This window comes from Burkholderia sp. LAS2 (assembly GCF_018417615.1).
In the GTDB taxonomy this organism is placed as follows: Bacteria; Pseudomonadota; Gammaproteobacteria; order Burkholderiales; family Burkholderiaceae; genus Burkholderia; species Burkholderia sola.
The window spans coordinates 2,645,431-2,664,465 of sequence record NZ_CP071052.1 but is presented as its reverse complement, the minus strand read 5'-3'; the positions used below and the strand labels follow the sequence as shown (position 1 = coordinate 2,664,465).

At 66.5% G+C, this 19,035-nt stretch carries 15 protein-coding genes; 12 read left to right on the top strand and 3 right to left on the bottom strand.

What is annotated here, in order from left to right; translation table 11 throughout:
• Window positions 1-127 precede the first annotated feature (127 nt).
• Together ligA and def are read left to right on the top strand one after the other, a co-directional pair.
• The gene (gene ligA, locus JYG37_RS12290) at window positions 128-2,203 is read left to right on the top strand and encodes an NAD-dependent DNA ligase LigA (RefSeq protein WP_124554707.1); all 2,076 of its coding nucleotides are present in this window, start codon (window positions 128-130) and stop codon (window positions 2,201-2,203) included.
• Complete coding sequence (gene def / locus JYG37_RS12285; RefSeq protein WP_050012904.1) at window positions 2,200-2,733, top strand: peptide deformylase; 534 nt, start codon at window positions 2,200-2,202, stop codon at window positions 2,731-2,733. Before ligA ends, def begins: the two co-directional genes overlap by 4 nt.
• Window positions 2,734-2,813: 80 nt before the next feature.
• Here the strand turns inward: def and JYG37_RS12280 are convergent, their stop codons facing one another.
• From JYG37_RS12280 to map, 3 genes are read right to left on the bottom strand one after another with little or no spacing between them, the layout of a single operon-like run.
• On the bottom strand, window positions 2,814-4,679 hold the full coding sequence (locus JYG37_RS12280; protein WP_213345439.1) for a pseudouridine synthase: 1,866 nt from the start codon (window positions 4,677-4,679) through the stop codon (window positions 2,814-2,816).
• Window positions 4,680-4,695: 16 nt separating this feature from the next.
• On the bottom strand, window positions 4,696-7,272 hold the full coding sequence (locus JYG37_RS12275; protein ID WP_050012903.1) for a [protein-PII] uridylyltransferase: 2,577 nt from the start codon (window positions 7,270-7,272) through the stop codon (window positions 4,696-4,698).
• A gap of 46 nt (window positions 7,273-7,318) precedes the next feature.
• Window positions 7,319-8,134, bottom strand: a complete 816-nt coding sequence (gene map / locus JYG37_RS12270) for a type I methionyl aminopeptidase (RefSeq protein WP_050012902.1) — start codon at window positions 8,132-8,134, stop codon at window positions 7,319-7,321.
• Between the two features lie 379 nt (window positions 8,135-8,513).
• Between map and rpsB the strand changes: the two genes are divergently transcribed.
• The 10 genes from rpsB (at window position 8,514) to JYG37_RS12220 (ending at window position 19,024) form a co-directional block, all read left to right on the top strand.
• Complete coding sequence (rpsB, locus tag JYG37_RS12265) at window positions 8,514-9,254, top strand: 30S ribosomal protein S2 (protein WP_006758564.1); 741 nt, start codon at window positions 8,514-8,516, stop codon at window positions 9,252-9,254.
• Window positions 9,255-9,416: 162 nt separating this feature from the next.
• Window positions 9,417-10,298 carry a translation elongation factor Ts gene (gene tsf / locus JYG37_RS12260; protein WP_050012901.1) on the top strand — a complete coding sequence of 294 codons (882 nt, stop codon included), beginning with the start codon at window positions 9,417-9,419 and terminating at the stop codon, window positions 10,296-10,298.
• A 155-nt stretch (window positions 10,299-10,453) separates the two neighbouring features.
• Entirely contained in the window at window positions 10,454-11,167 is a 714-nt protein-coding gene (gene pyrH, locus JYG37_RS12255) for a UMP kinase (protein ID WP_006402648.1), read from the top strand.
• Between the two features lie 104 nt (window positions 11,168-11,271).
• Complete coding sequence (gene frr, locus JYG37_RS12250; RefSeq protein WP_006752152.1) at window positions 11,272-11,832, top strand: ribosome recycling factor; 561 nt, start codon at window positions 11,272-11,274, stop codon at window positions 11,830-11,832.
• Window positions 11,833-11,881: 49 nt separating this feature from the next.
• Entirely contained in the window at window positions 11,882-12,664 is a 783-nt protein-coding gene (gene uppS / locus JYG37_RS12245; RefSeq protein WP_034188847.1) for a polyprenyl diphosphate synthase, read from the top strand.
• Complete coding sequence (locus tag JYG37_RS12240) at window positions 12,658-13,479, top strand: phosphatidate cytidylyltransferase (RefSeq protein WP_050012900.1); 822 nt, start codon at window positions 12,658-12,660, stop codon at window positions 13,477-13,479. The genes uppS and JYG37_RS12240 overlap by 7 nt, the downstream gene beginning before the upstream one ends.
• Window positions 13,480-13,494: 15 nt before the next feature.
• On the top strand, window positions 13,495-14,691 hold the full coding sequence (locus JYG37_RS12235) for a 1-deoxy-D-xylulose-5-phosphate reductoisomerase (protein ID WP_050012899.1): 1,197 nt from the start codon (window positions 13,495-13,497) through the stop codon (window positions 14,689-14,691).
• A gap of 11 nt (window positions 14,692-14,702) precedes the next feature.
• Window positions 14,703-16,091 (top strand): RIP metalloprotease RseP, encoded by a 1,389-nt coding sequence (gene rseP, locus JYG37_RS12230; RefSeq protein ID WP_050012898.1) that lies wholly within the window; start codon window positions 14,703-14,705, stop codon window positions 16,089-16,091.
• 61 nt (window positions 16,092-16,152) lie between these two features.
• A complete protein-coding gene (bamA, locus tag JYG37_RS12225; RefSeq protein ID WP_050012897.1) occupies window positions 16,153-18,462 on the top strand; it encodes an outer membrane protein assembly factor BamA in 2,310 nt (769 codons plus the stop codon).
• A gap of 64 nt (window positions 18,463-18,526) precedes the next feature.
• The gene (locus JYG37_RS12220) at window positions 18,527-19,024 is read left to right on the top strand and encodes an OmpH/Skp family outer membrane protein (protein ID WP_048248617.1); all 498 of its coding nucleotides are present in this window, start codon (window positions 18,527-18,529) and stop codon (window positions 19,022-19,024) included.
• Window positions 19,025-19,035 lie beyond the last annotated feature (11 nt).

Genomic DNA, 19,035 nt, shown 5'->3' with positions numbered 1-19,035 from the left:
TCGCCGCGGCGCACACCGCCCGGTGTGCGCTGCAGCACGTCATCGGGCCCGCATTGCGTGCCCCGCCGCGGCGTCAAACTGAGATAATCGGGCATCCGATTTTTTTCAGAACGACTCTGCCGCCAGCATGGCCCGAACCCAAGCCGAACCGCCAGCCAGCCAGCCCGACGCGCGCGCCGCATGGCTGCGCGACCAACTCGAGCGGGCGAACCACGCCTATTACGTGCTCGACCAGCCGGATCTGCCCGACGCCGAATACGACCGGCTGTTCCGTGAGCTGCAGCAGCTCGAAACCGACCATCCCGAACTCGTGACGCCCGATTCGCCGACGCAGCGCGTCGGCGGCGAAGCGGCCGGCGGCTTCACGCCCGTCGTCCACGATGCGCCGATGCTGTCGCTGAACAACGGCTTCGCCGACGAGGACATCGTCGCGTTCGACAAGCGCGTCGCCGACGCGCTCGCGAAGACGACCGATCTCGCCGGCTCGGTGACGGACCCCGTCGAATACGCGTGCGAACTGAAGTTCGACGGCCTCGCGATTTCGCTGCGCTACGAGCAAGGCGTGTTCGTGCAGGCCGCGACGCGCGGCGACGGGACGACGGGCGAGGACGTGACCGAGAACGTGCGCACGATCCGCTCGATTCCGCTGAAGCTGAAGGGCAAGCACGTGCCGGCCGTGCTCGACGTGCGCGGCGAGGTGCTGATGTTCAAGCGCGATTTCGCACGCCTGAACGAACGCCAGCGCGCGGCCGAGCAGCGCGAATTCGCGAACCCGCGCAACGCGGCGGCCGGCAGCCTGCGCCAGCTCGACTCGAAGATCACCGCGCAGCGGCCGCTGTCGTTCTTCGCGTACGGGATCGGCGTGCTCGACGGGATGCCGATGCCCGACACGCACAGCGCGCTGCTCGACTGGTACGAGGCGTTCGGCCTGCCGGTGAACCGCGAGCGTGCGGTCGTGCACGGCGCCGAAGGCTTGCTCGACTTCTTCCGCAAGGTCGGCGAGAAGCGCGAGTCGCTGCCGTACGACATCGATGGCGTCGTCTACAAGGTCAACCGGCGCGACGAGCAGGAGCGGCTCGGCTTCGTGTCGCGTGCGCCGCGCTTCGCGCTCGCGCACAAGTTCCCCGCGCAGGAAGCGCTGACGAAGCTCGTCGCGATCGACGTGCAGGTCGGCCGCACCGGCGCGATCACGCCGGTCGCGCGTCTCGAGCCGGTGTTCGTCGGCGGCGCGACCGTGACCAATGCGACGCTGCACAACGAGGACGAAGTGCGCCGCAAGGACATCCGGATCGGCGACACCGTGATCGTGCGCCGCGCGGGCGACGTGATTCCGGAAGTCGTCGGCGCGCTGCTCGACCGGCGCCCGGCGGACGCGGCCGAATTCGTGATGCCGACCGAATGCCCGGTGTGCGGCTCGAAGATCGAGCGCCTGCCGGACGAGGCGATCGCGCGCTGCACGGGCGGGCTGTTCTGCCCGGCGCAGCGCAAGCAGGCGCTGTGGCATTTCGCGCAGCGCCGCGCGCTCGACATCGACGGCCTCGGCGAGAAGATCATCGACCAGCTCGTCGAGCTGAATCTCGTGCGTACGCCGGCCGACCTGTTCAATCTCGGTTTCGCGACGCTGGCCGAGCTCGACCGGTTCGCGGAGAAGTCCGCGCAGAATCTGCTCGATTCGCTCGAGAAGGCGAAGCATACGACGCTCGCGCGCTTCATCTACGGGCTCGGCATCCGTCATGTCGGCGAATCGACCGCGAAGGATCTCGCGAAGCATTTCGGCTCGCTGACGCCGATCATGGACGCGTCGATCGAGGAACTGCTCGAAGTGAACGACGTCGGGCCGATCGTCGCCGAGTCGATTCACCAGTTCTTCGCGGAAGAGCACAACCGCACGGTGATCGAGCAGTTGCGCGCGCCCGGCAAGGTCACGTGGCCGGAAGGGCCGCCCGCGCCGAAGGCGCCGCAGGGCGTGCTGGCCGGCAAGACGGTCGTGCTGACGGGCACGCTGCCGAATCTCACGCGCGATGCGGCGAAGGAGATGCTCGAAGCGGCGGGCGCCAAGGTGGCCGGTTCGGTATCGAAGAAGACGGATTACGTGGTCGCGGGCGCCGAAGCCGGCAGCAAGCTCGCGAAGGCCGAGGAACTCGGTATCCCCGTGCTGGACGAAGATGGTCTGCACCAACTCCTGGAGGGCAATACGCCATGATTCGCGAGATCCTGAAGATGGGCGATCCGCGCCTGCTCGAAATCGCCCAGCCGGTCGAGCGGTTCGATACACCCGAGCTGCACGAGATCGTCGCGGACATGTTCGAGACGATGCATCACGCGAACGGCGCGGGGCTCGCCGCGCCGCAGATCGGCATCGGGCTGCAGATCATCATCTTCGGCTTCGGCAACAACAACCGCTACCCGGATGCGCCGCCGGTGCCGGAGACCGTGCTGATCAACCCGAAGGTCGAGTACTTGCCGCCGGACATGGAAGAGGGCTGGGAAGGCTGCCTGTCGGTGCCGGGCATGCGCGGCGTCGTCAGCCGCTACGCGAAGGTGCGCTACAGCGGCTTCGACCAGTTCGGCCAGAAGATCGATCGTATCGCCGAAGGGTTCCATGCGCGCGTGGTCCAGCATGAGTACGATCACCTGATCGGCAAGCTGTATCCGATGCGGATCACCGACTTCACGCGCTTCGGTTTCACCGAGGTGCTGTTCCCGGGGCTCGACCCGGCCGACGACGATTGATCGGTCGCGCTCGCACAGAAAAGAAAAAGCCCGCTTGAAGCGGGCTTTTCCATTGCATCGCGCACTGGATGCGCTTGCGGTCAGAACGTCTCGTCGGCGGACAGGTAGCGCCATTGGCCCTGCGGCAGCGCGCCGAGCATCACGCGGCCCATCCGCACGCGCTTCAGGCCGATCACGTCGAGGCCGACCAGTTCGCACATGCGGCGGATCTGCCGCTTCTTGCCTTCGCGCAGCACGAAGCGCAACTGTTCGCCGTTCTGCCAGCTCACCAGCGCGGGCTTGAGCGGCACGCCGTCGAGCTCGAGGCCGTGGCGCAGCTTCGCGAGCGATTCCGCCGGGAAGTGCTGGTCGATGTCGATCAGTCGTTCGCCGAAGCGCACGCGCACCAGGTATTCCTTGTCGATGTCCGATTGTTCGCCGATCAGCTGCTTCGCGATCACGCCGTTCTGCGTGAGCACAAGCAGGCCGGTGGAGTCGATGTCGAGACGGCCGGCCGGTGCGAGCGCATGCAGGTGCTGCGGCGAGAACCGTACCGGCGAATGATCGCCGCTCCAGCGGTTCGCGCGCGTGATCAGCACGGCCGCCGGCTCGTAGCCGTCTTCCGCCTGACCCGACACATAGCCGACCGGCTTGTGCAGCAGGATCGTCACCTGCGCGGCCTGCGCGGCGCTCGCCCGTTCGTCGATCTCGATCTTCTGATCGGCGCGCACCTTGGTGCCGAGCGTGTCGATGCGTTCGCCGTCGACGAGCACCCAGCCCTTTTCGATCCATTCGTCGGCTTCGCGGCGCGAGCACATCCCGAGCTCGGACATCCGCTTCGACAGGCGCATCAGGCCGGTTTCGTCGCCGTAGTCGACGTCGGCTGCCGCGCGCTTGACGGGTTGCGCGGTCTTCACCGCGCCGAACGAACGGCGCTCGCCGTCGCGCGCGGGGCGGGCCGGGCGGTCGCCGAAGCTGCGCTTCGCGCCTTCGCCGGCGGGCTTGTCGCGGTAGGACGGGCGTTTGCCTTCGTCGCCACCTGCTGCGCGACGCGGACGTGCATCGTCGTCGTTGCGGCGGGCAGGGCGATCGGATGACGTGCGGCGGTCGCCGAAGCCGCGTTTTGTGCCTTCGCCGGATGCGTTGTCGCGATAGGACGGGCGCTTGTCGTCGGCGCCTGTGCGGCGCGGACGTGCATCGTCATCACGGCGCGGCGGACGATCGGACGACGTACGGCGGTCGCCGAAGCTGCGTTTTGCGCCTTCGCCGGATGCGTTGTCGCGATAGGACGGACGCTTGTCGTCGGCACCTGCGCGACGCGACCGCGCATCGTCATCGCTACGGCGCGGCGGCCGATCCGACGACGTGCGACGATCGCCGAAGCTGCGCTTCGCGCCCGCGCCAGCAGCGTTGTCGCGATAGGACGGGCGCTTGTCGTCGGTGCCTGCGCGACGCGGACGTGCATCGTCATCACGGCGCGGCGGACGATCGGACGACGTACGGCGGTCGCCGAAGCTGCGTTTTGCGCCTTCGCCAGCTGCGTTGTCGCGATAGGACGGACGCTTGTCGTCGGCGCCTGCGCGACGCGGCCGCGCATCGTCATCGCTACGGCGCGGCGGCCGATCCGACGACGGACGGCGGTCGCCGAAACTGCGTTTCGCACCTTCGCCGGCTGCATTGTCGCGATACGGCGCGCGCGTGCCGCGTTCGGCGCCGCCGTCACGCGGCGCACGCTTGGCCGGCGCGCGATCCGCGCCCGCGCGTTCTGCGCCGGCGGCGCCGCGCGGCTTGAACGAGCGCTCGCCGCTAGCGGCGGCCGCAGGCGCCTTTTTCGGGCGGGCCGGTTTATCCCCCGCGGGCGGCGCGGCGGGGCGCACCGCCTTGCGGGCGACGAGGCTGCCGGAGCGGACAGGGGCGCGGGTCGGCGACGCCGGCTTCGGATTCTTGACGGTTAATTTGGTGCGCATAAACGCTGGGATTCATTCAGACTGCGATCGCACGCAGCAATTCGGTTTCGAGCTGGATCTGCAGGCGGTTGTCGGACAGGCCGGCACCCGCGAGCAGGAAGATGTCTTCGACGCGCTCGCCGAGCGTATTGATCCGCGCCGCGTGGACGCCGATCCGATGCTCGGCGAGTACGCGCGCGATCGAATAGAGAAGGCCCGGCCGGTCGTTGGCCGACACGGACAGGATGTAGTACTGACCGCGCTCGTCGGCCCGCAGGTCGACGCGCGGCGTGATCGGAAACGTCCGGGACAGCCTGGACAGGCGGCCCTTCGACGGCTCCGGCAGCGTGGCGGTTTCGGCGAGCCGCGTCGCGAGCTGCTGCTCGACGAGATTCGCGATGTCGCGGTAGCGCACGTCGCGTTCGGTCTGCGTGACGATGAAGTTGTCGAGCGCATAGCCGTGCCGCGTCGTGCTGACGCGCGCATCGAGCACCGACAGCCCGTTGCGGTCGAAATACGCGCAGATGCCCGCGAACAGGTCGGGGCGGTCCTTCACGTACACGAGCACCTGCAGCGCGTCGCCGATCGGCGACGGCCGCGCGCGGACGATCGCGGTTTCGGCGTTCACGTGCCGGTACAGCACGCGCGTCTGCCACGCGATGTCGGCCGCGTCGTGACGCAGGAAGAAGCCGACGTCGAGCTGATCCCACAACGCGCGGTGCGCATCCTCGGGCACGGTTTCGAGGCGCAGCAGCGCGAGCGCCTGCTCCTGCCGCGATTTCAGTTCCGAATGCGCGTCGGGGTTCGCGCCGCCGAGCACCGCGAGCGTGATGCGGTACAGATCCTCGAGCAGCTTGCCCTTCCACGTGTTCCACACCTTCGGGCTCGTGCCGCGGATATCGGCGACGGTCAGCAGGTAGAGCGCGGTCAGGTACCGTTCGTTGCCGACGACTTCGGCGAAGCGCTTGATGACTTCGGGGTCGCTCGTGTCCTGCTTCTGCGCGACCTGGCTCATCGTCAGGTGATGCTGGACGAGCCACACGATCAGCGCGGCGTCTTCGGCGTCGATCCCGTGCTCGCGGCAGAAGCGCCGCGCGTCGGCCATCCCGAGCGTCGAGTGATCGCCGCCGCGGCCCTTCGCGATGTCGTGGAACAACGCCGCGACATACAGCACCCACGGGCGCTCGAAGTTGCCGATCAGCTGGCTGCAGAACGGATACTCGTGCGCATGCTCGGCCACCGCGAAGCGGCGGAGGTTGCGCAGCACCATCAGGATGTGCTGGTCGACCGTGTACACGTGGTACAGGTCGTGCTGCATCTGGCCGACGATGCGACGGAAGTTCAGCAGGTAGCGGCCGAGCACGCTCGTCTGGTTCATCAGCCGGAACGCGTGCGTGATGCCTTCGGGCTGCTGCAGGATCCGCATGAACGTGGCGCGGTTCTGCGGATCGCGGCGCCACGCGTTGTTCATGATTTCGCGCGAGTTGTACAGCGCACGCAGCGTGCGGGCGGACAGGCCCTTCACGCCGCGCGTCGTTTCGTACAGCAGGAACGCTTCGAGGATCGCGTCGGGATGGCGTTCGAACACGCCGTCGTCGACGATCTCGAGCATCCCCTGTTTCTCGACGAAGCGATCGGCCGACAGCACGCGCGTGATGCCGCTCGTCGCGGGGAACAACTGCGCCTCGATGTTCTGGATCAGGATCGTCGCGAGCTGCGTGACGGCTTTCGCGGCCCAGTAGTAGCGGCGCATCAGTTGCTCGCTCGCGCGCTTGGCCTGCGTCGGCTGGTAGCCGAAGCTCTCGGCGGCCTGCGTCTGCAGGTCGAACACGAGCATGTCCTGGCGGCGCCCGGCGATCACGTGCAGCCGCGCGCGCAGCGTCTTCAGGAAGCCTTCGTTGCGGCGCAGCTCGCGCGCTTCGCGGTCGGTGATGAGGCCGCGCGTGTCGAGTTCGCGCCAGCTGCTGCCGAAGCCGGCCGCGCGCGCGATCCACAGGATCGTCTGCAGGTCGCGCAGCCCGCCCGGGCTTTCCTTCACGTTCGGTTCGAGGCTGTACGGCGTGTCCTGGCACTTCGCGTGGCGCTGGCGCATCTCGAGCACCTTCGCGGTGAAGAATGCGCGGGCGTCGAGCGCTTCGTGATAGCGCACGGTGAAGCGCTCGAACAGCGCGGTGCTGCCGACGATGCGGCGCGCTTCCAGCAGCGAGGTCTGCACCGTCACGTCCTGCGACGCCTCCTCGATGCACTGCGCGACCGTGCGCACGCTGCTGCCGATCTCGAGGCCGAGATCCCAGGCCATGCCGATGAAGCGCTCGATGCGCGCATCGAGCGCCGCGTCGTGCGCATCGGGCAGCAGCACGAGGATGTCGACGTCGGAATAGGGCGCGAGCTCGCCGCGCCCGTAGCCGCCGACGGCGACGAGCGCGAGCGTCGCGGGCAGCCCGCAATCGTCCCACACGCGCTTCAACGCGTCGTCGGTGAGTTTCGACAGCGCGTGCATCAGCGACGCGACGTTCGCCGCGCGGCGAAAGCGCTCGAGCATCGCCGTCTTGGCGGCCTTGAATTCGGCGCGCCGCGACAGCGCTTCGGGCGAGGGGGCAGCGTGAGCGCTCATGGGCGACCGATCAGGTGCGGGGTGGGGCGGGCTGGCGCGACGGCGCTCAGACGGCGGCGGCCGGTTGCGCGAACACCGGGCGCGCGGGCGTGCCGGCCGATACGGTCAGCACTTCGTAGCCGGTTTCGGTGACGAGCACCGTGTGCTCCCACTGCGCGGACAGGCTGCGGTCGCGCGTCTTGACCGTCCACTGGTCGGGCATCGTGCGGATGTCGCGCTTGCCGGCGTTGATCATCGGCTCGATCGTGAAGATCATCCCGGCCTTCAGCTCGATGCCGGTGCCCGGGCGGCCGTAGTGGACGACCTGCGGATCCTCGTGGAACACCGTGCCGATGCCGTGGCCGCAGTATTCGCGCACGACGCTGTAGCCCTGCGCTTCCGCGTGCTTCTGGATCGCGTAGCCGATGTCGCCGAGGTGCGCGCCGGGCTTGACCTGGTCGATGCCGAGCCACATGCATTCGTAGGTGGTCTGCACGAGGCGCTTCGCGAGGATCGAGCCCTCGCCGACGATGAACATTCGGCTGGTGTCGCCGAAATAGCCGTTCTTGATCACGGTGATGTCGATGTTCAGCGCGTCGCCGTTCTTGATCACCTTCTCGCCGGGAATGCCGTGACAGATCACGTCGTTGACCGAAATGCAGGTGGCCTTCGGGTACGGCGGATAGCCGGGCGGCTGATAGTTCAGCGGCGCGGGGATCGTGCCTTGCTCGTTGAGCATGAACTCGTGGCAGAGGCGGTCGAGTTCGGCGGTCGTGACGCCCGCGACGACGTGCGGCGTGATGAAGTCGAGCACTTCGCTGGCGAGACGGCAGGCGACGCGCATCTGAGCGATATCGTGTTCGTTTTTGAGCGTAATAGCCATCGAGGTATGCCTGGAATGCGGTGAATTGACGGATTATCGCACCTTATGGCGGGCCTCGCAGCCCCTGCGGGCCGCGCGGATGCGGGTTTTCGAGGATTGTCCGGCCCGCTGCCGCGCGGCAAGCGAAAGTGCCGCGCGACTTGAGAGCCGACAAATCCGCGTGCTATACTCTTTGGCTAAGTCGACATCCAAATTTGCCGTCGTGCCCCGTTTTGGGGTGGCATCGCGGAGAAAGGCTTACGGCACGGGCGTTTTGCACGTGCCGAATCGCAAGCCGGCGCAACCAGGGTGTCGTCCGTGCGGAATCCCCGTCCTTCGAGGCGGGTTCGCGCGGCGGTACGGCAGCCGGCTTAAGACCCAACCCTCGTGGAGAATTTACATGGCAGTTACGATGCGCCAAATGCTGGAAGCGGGTGTCCACTTCGGTCACCAGACGCGCTTCTGGAACCCGAAGATGGCTCCGTTCATTTTCGGTCACCGCAACAAGATTCACATCATCAACCTCGAAAAGACGCTGCCGATGTTCACGGACGCACAGAAGTACGTGCGCCAGCTGGCAGCGAACCGCGGCACGATCCTGTTCGTCGGCACGAAGCGCCAGTCGCGTGACACGATCGCCCAGGAAGCGCAACGTGCGGGCATGCCGTACGTCAACGCGCGCTGGCTCGGCGGCATGATGACCAACTTCAAGACGCTGAAGGTATCGATCAAGCGCCTGAAGGACATGGAAGCGGCTGTCGAATCGGGCGAAACCGAGAAGATGAGCAAGAAGGAAGCGCTGCTGTTCGAACGCGAAATCGCCAAGCTGCAGAAGTCGATCGGCGGCGTGAAGGACATGGGCGGCATTCCGGACGCGATCTTCGTCATCGACGTCGGCTACCACAAGATTGCCGTCACGGAAGCGAACAAGCTGGGCGTGCCGGTCATCGCCGTGGTCGATACGAACCACTCGCCGGAAGGTGTGGATTACGTGATCCCGGGTAACGACGACTCGAGCAAGGCAGTCGCGCTGTACGCCGAAGGCGTGGCCGACGCGATCCTCGAAGGCCGTGCGAACGCGGTCAACGAAGTGGTCCAGGCCGCACGCGGCGACGACGAATACGTCGAGGAAAACGCGTAACTGGCCCCGAGCCGGCGCAAAAAGGGGGCTCTCAACAGGCCCCCTTTTTTTAAGCTTGTGCGCCGGACCTGATCGCGCCGAATCGGCGCGGGTCCGGAAACGAATCTCGGCCGTTCGCGTCCAAGCGGGCGGCGTTGTGAATACAGACTCAAGGAGCGAATGATGGCGGCAATTACCGCAAGCATGGTGGCAGAACTGCGCGCGAAGACCGACGCACCGATGATGGAATGCAAGAAGGCGCTGACGGAAGCCGACGGCGATCTGGCCAAGGCTGAAGAACTGCTGCGCGTCAAACTCGGCAACAAGGCGAGCAAGGCCGCATCGCGCGTGACGGCGGAAGGCGTCGTCGCATCGTTCGTCGGCGGCAACGCAGGCGCGCTGGTCGAACTGAACTGCGAAACCGACTTCGTCGCGAAGAACGACGACTTCCTCGCGTTCTCGAAGACGGTCGCGGAACTCGTCGCGACGCAGAACCCGGCCGACGTGGCCGCGCTGTCGGCGCTGCCGCTCGAAGGCTCGACGGTCGACGCAGTGCGTCTCGCGCTGATCGGCAAGATCGGCGAGAACGTGTCGATCCGCCGTTTCGTCCGTTTCGAAACCGCGAACAAGATTGCAACCTACCTGCACGGCGCGCGTATCGGCGTGATCGTCGAGTACACGGGCGCGGAAGAGCAGGTCGGCAAGGACGTCGCGATGCACATCGCCGCGATGAAGCCGGTCGCGCTGTCGTCGGCCGACGTGCCGGCGGAACTGATCGACACGGAACGCCGCGTCGCCGAGCAGAAGGCTGCCGAATCGGGCAAGCCGGCTGAAATCGTCGCGAAGATGGTCGACGGCAGCGTCCAGAAGTACCTGAAGGAAGTGTCGCTGCTGAACCAGACGTTCGTGAAGAACGACAAGCAGACGATCGAGCAGATGCTGAAGGCGGCGAATGCGGCAGTGCAGAAGTTCGCGCTGTTCGTCGTCGGTGAAGGCATCGAGAAGCGCCAGGACGACTTCGCCGCCGAAGTGGCCGCGCAAGTCGCAGCAGCCAAGCAGCAGTAAGCAGTCAGCAGTACCCGCGGCGGGCGTCCGCTCCGCCGCGGCCGGCGGCGCCGCCGGCCGGCCGGGAACCCCGGTCCGGTCGTCGGCGCTTGCCCGAATCAGTATTTCGCCCCTACAGTTCGTGGTTGTCATCCTCTCGTCGCTCGGAAGCCCCTATGTCCAATGCCTATAAACGCGTCCTCCTCAAACTCTCCGGCGAAGCGCTGATGGGCGACGATGCCTTCGGCATCAATCGCGCGACGATCGAACGGATGGTGGCCGATATCGCCGAAGTCGTGCGTCTCGGGACGCAGCTCGCGGTCGTGATCGGTGGCGGTAACATTTTCCGCGGCGTCGCGGGCGGCGCGGCCGGCATGGACCGCGCGACGGCCGACTACATGGGGATGCTGGCGACGATGATGAACGCGCTGGCGCTGCAGGACGCGATGCGCCACGCCGGCATCGAGGCGCGCGTGCAGTCCGCGCTGCGCATGGACCAGGTCGTCGAGCCGTACATCCGGCCCCGCGCGATCCGCCAGCTCGAGGAAGGCCGCGTCGTGATCTTCGCGGCCGGCACCGGCAACCCGTTCTTCACGACGGATACGGCCGCCGCGCTGCGCGGCTCGGAAGTGGGCGCGGAAGTCGTGCTGAAGGCGACCAAGGTCGATGGCGTATATTCTGCCGATCCGAAGAAGGATCCGTCGGCCACGCGCTACACGACGATCAGCTTCGACGAGGCGATCAGCCGCAACCTGCAGGTGATGGACGCGACGGCGTTTGCGCTGTGCCGCGACCAGAAGCTGCCGATTCGCGTGTTTTCGATCAACAAGCCGGGCGCGCTCAAGCGCATCGTGCTGGGCGAGGACGAAGGTACGCTCGTCCACGTGTAAACTCCCGCGGATGCGGGCGAACGGCGCGGGTTGCCGGCCGCGGCGCGCGACATGCGCCGGGTGGGGCTCGCGTTCTTTGAAGGTTTGAAGGTTCGGAGGTTGAAATGAGTGTCGCTGATGTGAAGAAGGGCGTCGAGCAAAAGATGCAGCGCTCGATCGAAGCGTTCAAGAACGATCTGGCCAAGATCCGTACGGGCCGTGCACACACCGGTCTGCTCGATCACGTGCAGGTCGACTACTACGGCTCGATGGTGCCGATCTCGCAGGTCGCGAACCTGACGCTCGTCGACGCGCGCACGATCGGCGTGCAGCCGTGGGAAAAGAACATGGTCGCGAAGGTCGAGAAGGCCATCCGCGAAGCCGATCTGGGCCTGAACCCGGCGACGGCCGGCGACCTGATCCGCGTGCCGATGCCCGCGCTGACGGAAGAGCGCCGCCGCGAGCTGACCAAGGTCGTGAAGAGCGAAGGCGAAACGGCCAAGGTCGCGATCCGCAACCTGCGCCGCGACGCGAACGAAGCGCTGAAGAAGCTCGTGAAGGACAAGGAAATCTCGGAAGACGACGAGCGCCGTGCGAGCGACGACGTGCAGAAGCTGACCGACAAGCACGTCGCCGAAGTCGACAAGCTCGTGCAGAGCAAGGAAGCCGAGATCATGACGGTCTGACGACCGTCCTCGCGCGCCGCCTTCTTCCCGCATTACTGTCTCAACGGCCATGACCTATACCAGCTCTACCGTTCGCGTGCCTGACGTCGGCGTCGTGCCGCGTCACATCGCGATCATCATGGACGGCAACGGCCGTTGGGCGACCGAACGCCGCTTGCCGCGCGTCGCGGGGCATACCCGCGGCGTCGATGCCGTGCGGGCGGTGGTCGAAGGCTGCGCGCGCGCCGGCGTCGAATACCTGACGCTGTTTGCGTTCAGTTCGGAAAACTGGCGCCGGCCGAACGACGAAGTGTCGTTCCTGATGCGGCTGTTCATCACCGCGCTCGAGCGCGAAGTGGGCAAGCTGCATGCGAACGGGATCCGCCTGCGCGTCGTCGGCGATCTCGACCGTTTCGAGCCGCGCATCCGCGAGCTGATTCGCCGCGCCGAAACCAAGACTGCGCGCAATACCCGTCTGACGCTCACCATCGCGGCCAACTACGGCGGCCGGTGGGACATCCTGCAGGCGACGAAGAAACTCGTCGAGCAGGCCGTGCGCGAAGGTCGCGAGGTCGAAGTGACCGAGGACGCATTCGCGCCGCACCTGGCAATGGCGTACGCGCCGGAGCCCGATCTCTTCATCCGCACCGGCGGCGAGCAGCGCGTCAGCAACTTCCTGCTGTGGCAGCTCGCGTACGCCGAATTCTATTTCACCGACAAGTACTGGCCGGATTTCGACGGCGCGGCACTGGCCGACGCGCTGGCGTCGTATACCGAGCGCGAGCGCCGTTTCGGGCGCACGAGTGCGCAGCTCGAACCGCAATCGCAGAACGCCGACTCCCTTTCATGCTGAAAACCCGTGTGATCACGGCGATCGTGATGCTGGCGGTGCTGCTGCCGGTGACGCTGTTCGCGCCGCTCGCCGGGTTCGGTGCACTGATCGGCGTCGTGCTCGTGTTCGCCGCGTGGGAGTGGGCGCGCCTGCTGAAGCTCGGGGGCGCCGCGCCGATCGTCTATGCGGGCGTCGCGGCGCTCGCGCTCGCGGCCACCGCGCCGCTCGGCGTCGATGCGGCTTCGTCCCGTCCCCTTTTCATGGCGGCTGGCGTGTTCTGGCTGCTGGTCGGCCCGTTCGCGCTGCGGCGCAAGCCCACGCTCGCGGGCGGCATCTGGCGGCCGTTCCTGCTGGCCGCCGGCCTCGTCGTGTTCGCCGCCTGCTGGCACGCGCTCGTCGCCGCCCGCGCGCAGGGTGTGCCGTTCGTGCTGTCGCTGCTTCTGGTCGTCTGGCTGGCCGATATCGGCGCATACTTCGCGGGCAAGGCCTTCGGAAAGCGTAAACTGGCCATCACGATCAGCCCCGGCAAGAGCTGGGAAGGCGCGATCGGCGGCTGGTTCGCGGTGATGGTCGTCGGCGGCGTCGCGATGGCCGTGCACGCATTCGAACCGACCCTGTTTTCTGCATTCGCCGCGCGCTACGGGATGCCCGGCGCGTGGGCCGCGCTGACGCTGCTCGTCGCGTACAGCGTGATCGGCGACCTGTTCGAGTCGCTGCTGAAGCGGCAGGCGGGCGTGAAGGATTCGAGCGGACTGCTGCCGGGCCACGGCGGCGTGCTCGATCGTGTCGACGCGCTGCTGCCGGTGCTGCCGCTCGCGATGCTGCTGCTTGGTTAAACCATTATTTCTGTTATGCAAAAACGTCTGACATTGCTCGGTTCCACGGGCTCGATCGGAGACAGCACGCTCGACGTGGTCGCGCGCCATCCCGAGCGCTTCTCGGTCTACGCGCTGACCGCGCACCGCAACGGCGACAAGCTCGTCGAGCAGTGTCTGCGCTTCGCGCCCGAAGTGGCGGTGGTCGGCGATGCCGCGACGGCCGCTCACGTCGACGCGAAACTGCGCGCGGCGGGCAGCAAGACGGTCGTGCTGCACGGGCCGCAGGCGCTCGTCGACGTGTCGAAGAGCGACGGCTGCGACACGGTGGTCGCGGCGATCGTCGGCGCGGCCGGCCTTGCGCCGAGCCTGGCGGCTGCACGCGCCGGCAAGCGGATCCTGCTCGCGAACAAGGAAGCGCTTGTGATGTCGGGCGCGATCTTCATGGACGCCGTGCGCGACCATGGCGCGATCCTGCTGCCGGTCGACAGCGAACACAACGCGATCTTCCAGTGCATGCCGCGCGACGCGGCCGAGCACGGCGGGATCTCGAAGATCATCCTGACCGCATCAGGCGGCCCGTTCCGCACGCGCGAGCCGGCGACGCTCGTCGACGTGACGCCGGACGAGGCGTGCAAGCACCCGAACTGGGTGATGGGCCGCAAGATCTCGGTCGATTCCGCGACGATGATGAACAAGGGCCTCGAGGTGATCGAGGCGCACTGGATCTTCGGGCTGCCGGGCGACCGGATCGACGTGCTGATCCATCCGCAGAGCGTGATCCATTCGCTCGTGTCGTACCGTGACGGCTCGGTGCTCGCGCAGCTCGGCAACCCCGACATGCGCACGCCGATCGCCCACGCGCTCGCGTTCCCCGAGCGCGTCGACGCGGGTGTCGACCAGCTCGACCTCGCGCAGATCGCCCAGCTATCGTTCGAGAAGCCCGATTACGCGCGCTTCCCGTGCCTCGCGCTCGCGCTGAAGGCGCTCGAGGAAGGCGGTATCGCGAGCGCCGCATTGAACGCGGCGAACGAAGTGGCGGTCGAAGCCTTTCTCGAGCGCCGGATCGGCTTCATGGCGATCGCGGCGACGGTCGACGCGGTGCTCAACGCGCTGCCGAACCGCGCGCCCGACGGGCTCGACGACGTCCTCGCGGCGGATGCCGAGGCGCGCCGCCTCGCCGCCGCGATCATTGCAAAAGCGCCTGCGCCACGCGTGGAGCGTACGGTCTGAATGAGGTGCTCATGAACGTGCTGGTCGAACTGGTCGCGTTTGCGGTGGCGATCGGCGTACTGGTCGTCGTGCATGAGTACGGACACTATCGCGTCGCGCGCTGGTGCGGCGTGAAGGTGCTGCGTTTCTCGATCGGCTTCGGCCAGCCCGTCGCGCGCTGGGTCAGCCGCAGGACGGGCACCGAGTGGACGCTGTCCGCGCTGCCGCTCGGCGGCTACGTGAAGATGCTCGACGAGCGCGATCCGGGCCCGGGCGGCATTCCGACCGACGAGCTCGGCCAGGCATTCAACCGCCAGTCGGTCTACAAGCGCATCGCGATCGTCGCGGCCGGGCCGATTGCGAACTTTCTGCTGGCAATCGCACTGTTTTCCGTCGTATTCGCGACCGGCGTGACCGAGCCGGCCGCGATCGTCGCGTCGCCGGCCGCCGGCACGGCGGCCGCCCGTGCAGGCTTCGACGGCAGCGAGACGGTCGTGTCGATCCGCAACGTGCGCGTAGGCGATGCGCAGGGCGGCGAGTCCGAGCCGGTGCGATCGTGGTCGGACCTGCGCTGGAAGCTGCTGTCGGCCGCGTTCGACCATCGCGAGGTCGTGCTCGGCGCGCGCGACGGCAATGCGACGTTCGATTTCCGCGTCGATCTCCGCAACGTCCCCGACAGCCAGCTCGACGACGACTTCATGGCCCATCTGGGCTTCGAGGCCGGCGGCGGCACGTTGTCGGTCGCGTCGGTGCAGCCGGGCAGCGCGGCGGAGCAGGCCGGCCTGAAGGTCGGCGACAAGCTGGTCGCGCTCGACGGCAAGCCGATCGGCGGCGCGTCGCGCTTCATCGACGCGGTGAAGCACCATGCGGGCCAGCCGCTCGCGCTGCGGATCGAGCGCAGCGGCGCCGCGCAGACGGTGTCGATCGTGCCGCAGATGCAGCGCGACGACGAATCGGGGCAGCAGGTCGGCCGGATCGGCGCGGCGCTGTCGATGCACGCGCCGTCGGTGGACGTGCGTTACGGGCCGATCGAGAGCCTGCGGCTCGGCGCGCACCGCACGTGGGATATTTCCGTGTATTCGCTGAAGATGTTCGGGCGGATGATCACGGGCAACGCGTCGCTGAAGAACCTGTCCGGCCCGGTGACGATCGCCGACTACGCAGGCAAGAGCGCGCGGCTCGGTCCGTCGGCGTTCCTGTCGTTCCTCGCCCTTGTCAGCATTAGCCTTGGCGTCCTGAACTTGTTGCCGATTCCCGTTTTGGACGGGGGGCATCTGTTATATTATGCGGTTGAAGCCGCGACCGGGAAAGCCGTCTCGGAGCGCTGGCAGCTGATTCTGCAAAGAGCCGGGTTGATCTGCATCGTCGCGTTGTCGGCGATCGCGCTGTTCAACGATCTGGCTCGGTTAATCCATTTCTGAAGCGTCAGGCGGCGGCCGCGGGTCAGCCGCCTGATTTGATGCAGCTAAATATTGGGGATGCATGTTGTTCAAACCTCATCGCTTTGTACCTAAGACAGTTGCAGCGGCCGCGCTCGCCGCGCACGGCCTCGCGGCGCATGCAGCGGCACCGTTCGTGGTGCAAGACATCAAGATCGAGGGGCTGCAGCGCGTCGAAGCGGGTTCGGTGTTCGCCTATCTGCCGATCAAGCAGGGCGATACCTTCACGGACGACAAGGCATCCGAAGCAATCCGCGCGTTGTACGCGACGGGCTTTTTCAACGACGTGCGCATCGCCACGCAGGGCAACGTCGTGATCGTGCAGGTGCAGGAGCGTCCGGCCATCGCGTCGATCGACTTCACCGGCACGAAGGAATTCGACAAGGACAACCTGACGAAGGCGCTGCGCGCGGTCGGCCTGGCCGACGGCCGCTACTACGACAAGGCGCTCGTCGACAAGGCGGAGCAGGAGCTCAAGCGCCAGTACCTGACGCGCGGCTTTTATGCGGCCGAGGTCAAGACGACGGTCACGCCGGTCGACGCGAACCGCGTGTCGATCCTGTTCGCGGTGGCCGAAGGCCCGAGCGCGAAGATCCGCCAGATCAACTTCATCGGCAACAAGGCGTTCAGCACCAGCACGCTGCGCGACGAGATGCAGCTGTCGACGCCGAACTGGTTCTCCTGGTACACGAAGAACGACCTGTACTCGAAGGAAAAGCTCACCGGCGACCTCGAGGCCGTGCGCTCGTACTACCTGAACCGCGGCTACCTCGAGTTCAACATCGAGTCGACCCAGGTGTCGATCTCGCCGGACAAGAAGGACATGTACCTGACGGTCACGCTGCACGAAGGCGAGCCGTACACGGTGTCGGGCATCAAGCTGTCGGGCAACCTGCTCGATCGCGAGGCCGAACTCAACAAGCTGATCAAGATCAAGCCGGGCGACCGCTTCTCGGCCGAAAAGCTGCAGCAGACCACCAAGTCGATCGTCGACAAGCTCGGCGAATACGGCTACGCATTCGCGACCGTCAACGCGCAGCCGGACATCGACCAGGCGAACCACAAGGTGAACCTGAACCTCGTCGTCGATCCGAGCCGCCGCGTGTACGTGCGCCGCATCAACGTGGTCGGCAACACGCGCACGCGCGACGAAGTGGTGCGCCGCGAAATGCGCCAGCTCGAAAGCTCGTGGTTCGACTCGAACCGCCTCGCGCTGTCGAAGGACCGCGTGAACCGCCTCGGCTACTTCACCAACGTCGACGTGACGACGGTGCCGGTCGAAGGCACGAACGACCAGGTCGACGTGAACGTGAAGGTCGACGAAAAGCCGACCGGCGCGATCACGCTGGGTGCCGGCTTCTCGTCGACGGACAAGGTCGTGCTGTCGGCCGGCGTGTCGCAGGACAACGTGTTCGGCTCCGGCACGAGCCTGTCGGTGAACGTCAACACCGCGAAGAGTTACCGCACGCTGACCGTCACGCAGGTCGACCCGTACTTCACGGTCGACGGCATCAAGCGGATCACGGACGTCTTCTACCGCACGTACCAGCCGCTCTACTATTCGACGAGTTCGAGCTTCCGGATCATCAGCGCGGGCGGCAACCTGAAGTTCGGCATTCCGTTCTCGGAAGTCGACACCGTCTACTTCGGCGCGGGCTTCGAGCAGAACCGCCTCGACGTCGATTCGAACACGCCGCAGAGCTACCAGGATTACGTGAACGAGTTCGGCCGCGTATCGAACACGGTGCCGCTGACGGTCGCATGGTCGCGCGACGCGCGTGACAGCGCGCTGATTCCGAGCCGCGGCTACTTCACGCAGGCGAACATGGAGTACGGCGTGCCGGTAGGCAAGATCCAGTACTACAAGGCCGACCTGCAGGCGCAGTACTACTATTCGTTCTCGCGCGGCTTCATCCTGGGCCTGAACCTGCAAGGCGGCTACGGTAACGGTATCGGCAACCCGTACCCGATCTTCAAGAACTACTACGCGGGCGGTATCGGCTCCGTGCGGGGCTACGAGCCGAGCTCGCTGGGCCCGCGCGACACGAAGACGAACGACCCGATCGGCGGCTCGAAGATGCTGGTCGGCAACATCGAGCTGACGTTCCCGCTGCCGGGCACCGGCTACGACCGCACGCTGCGCGTGTTCACGTTCCTCGACGGCGGTAACGTATGGGGCAACGCGCCGGGCGGCACGAGTACGGGCGCCAACGGCCTGCGCTACGGCTACGGCGTGGGTCTCGCGTGGATCTCGCCGATCGGCCCGCTGAAGCTGAGTCTCGGCTTCCCGCTGCAGAAGCATGAAGGCGACCAGTACCAGAAATTCCAGTTCCAGATCGGGACGGCGTTCTGACCGAACGCATGACAACAGCAACGAGAGGGTAATTTTGCTAACCGGTAAGTTTTCGAAACGAGTGATGTGCGCGCTGACCGTTGCGCTGGCCTTGGGCGCGGCAACGGTGCACGCACAGGACGTCGCCCGCATCGCGGCGGTCAATTCGGATCGGATCCTGCGCGAGTCGGCGCCCGCGAAGGCGGCGCAGACGAAGCTCGAAGCCGAGTTCGCGAAGCGTGACAAGGATCTGCAGGACCTCGCGGCGCGCCTGAAGTCGATGTCCGATTCGCTCGACAAGAACGGCACGTCGCTGTCGGCGGCCGATCGTGCGCAGAAGCAGCGCGATCTCGCGCAGCTCGACACCGACTTCCAGCGCAAGCAGCGCGAGTTCCGCGAAGACCTGAACCAGCGTCGCAACGAAGAGCTGGCGGCTGTGCTGGAACGGGCGAACAAGGTCATCAAGCAGATCGCCGAGCAGCAGAATTACGACCTGATCGTGCAGGAAGCCGTGTACGTCAGCCCGCGCATCGACATCACCGACAAGGTGCTCAAGGCGCTCGCGTCCGGCTCGACGAACTGAACGGAGCAGAC

Bases quoted from the DNA above. Each gene is read 5' to 3' on its own strand.
- ligA (WP_124554707.1), top strand. From the start codon at position 128: ATGGCCCGAACCCAAGCCGAACCGCCAGCCAGCCAGCCCGACGCGCGC.
- def (WP_050012904.1), top strand. From the start codon at position 2,200: ATGATTCGCGAGATCCTGAAGATGGGCGATCCGCGCCTGCTCGAAATC.
- JYG37_RS12280 (WP_213345439.1), bottom strand. From the start codon at position 4,679: ATGCGCACCAAATTAACCGTCAAGAATCCGAAGCCGGCGTCGCCGACC.
- JYG37_RS12275 (WP_050012903.1), bottom strand. From the start codon at position 7,272: ATGAGCGCTCACGCTGCCCCCTCGCCCGAAGCGCTGTCGCGGCGCGCC.
- map (WP_050012902.1), bottom strand. From the start codon at position 8,134: ATGGCTATTACGCTCAAAAACGAACACGATATCGCTCAGATGCGCGTC.
- rpsB (WP_006758564.1), top strand. From the start codon at position 8,514: ATGGCAGTTACGATGCGCCAAATGCTGGAAGCGGGTGTCCACTTCGGT.
- tsf (WP_050012901.1), top strand. From the start codon at position 9,417: ATGGCGGCAATTACCGCAAGCATGGTGGCAGAACTGCGCGCGAAGACC.
- pyrH (WP_006402648.1), top strand. From the start codon at position 10,454: ATGTCCAATGCCTATAAACGCGTCCTCCTCAAACTCTCCGGCGAAGCG.
- frr (WP_006752152.1), top strand. From the start codon at position 11,272: ATGAGTGTCGCTGATGTGAAGAAGGGCGTCGAGCAAAAGATGCAGCGC.
- uppS (WP_034188847.1), top strand. From the start codon at position 11,882: ATGACCTATACCAGCTCTACCGTTCGCGTGCCTGACGTCGGCGTCGTG.
- JYG37_RS12240 (WP_050012900.1), top strand. From the start codon at position 12,658: ATGCTGAAAACCCGTGTGATCACGGCGATCGTGATGCTGGCGGTGCTG.
- JYG37_RS12235 (WP_050012899.1), top strand. From the start codon at position 13,495: ATGCAAAAACGTCTGACATTGCTCGGTTCCACGGGCTCGATCGGAGAC.
- rseP (WP_050012898.1), top strand. From the start codon at position 14,703: ATGAACGTGCTGGTCGAACTGGTCGCGTTTGCGGTGGCGATCGGCGTA.
- bamA (WP_050012897.1), top strand. From the start codon at position 16,153: ATGTTGTTCAAACCTCATCGCTTTGTACCTAAGACAGTTGCAGCGGCC.
- JYG37_RS12220 (WP_048248617.1), top strand. From the start codon at position 18,527: ATGTGCGCGCTGACCGTTGCGCTGGCCTTGGGCGCGGCAACGGTGCAC.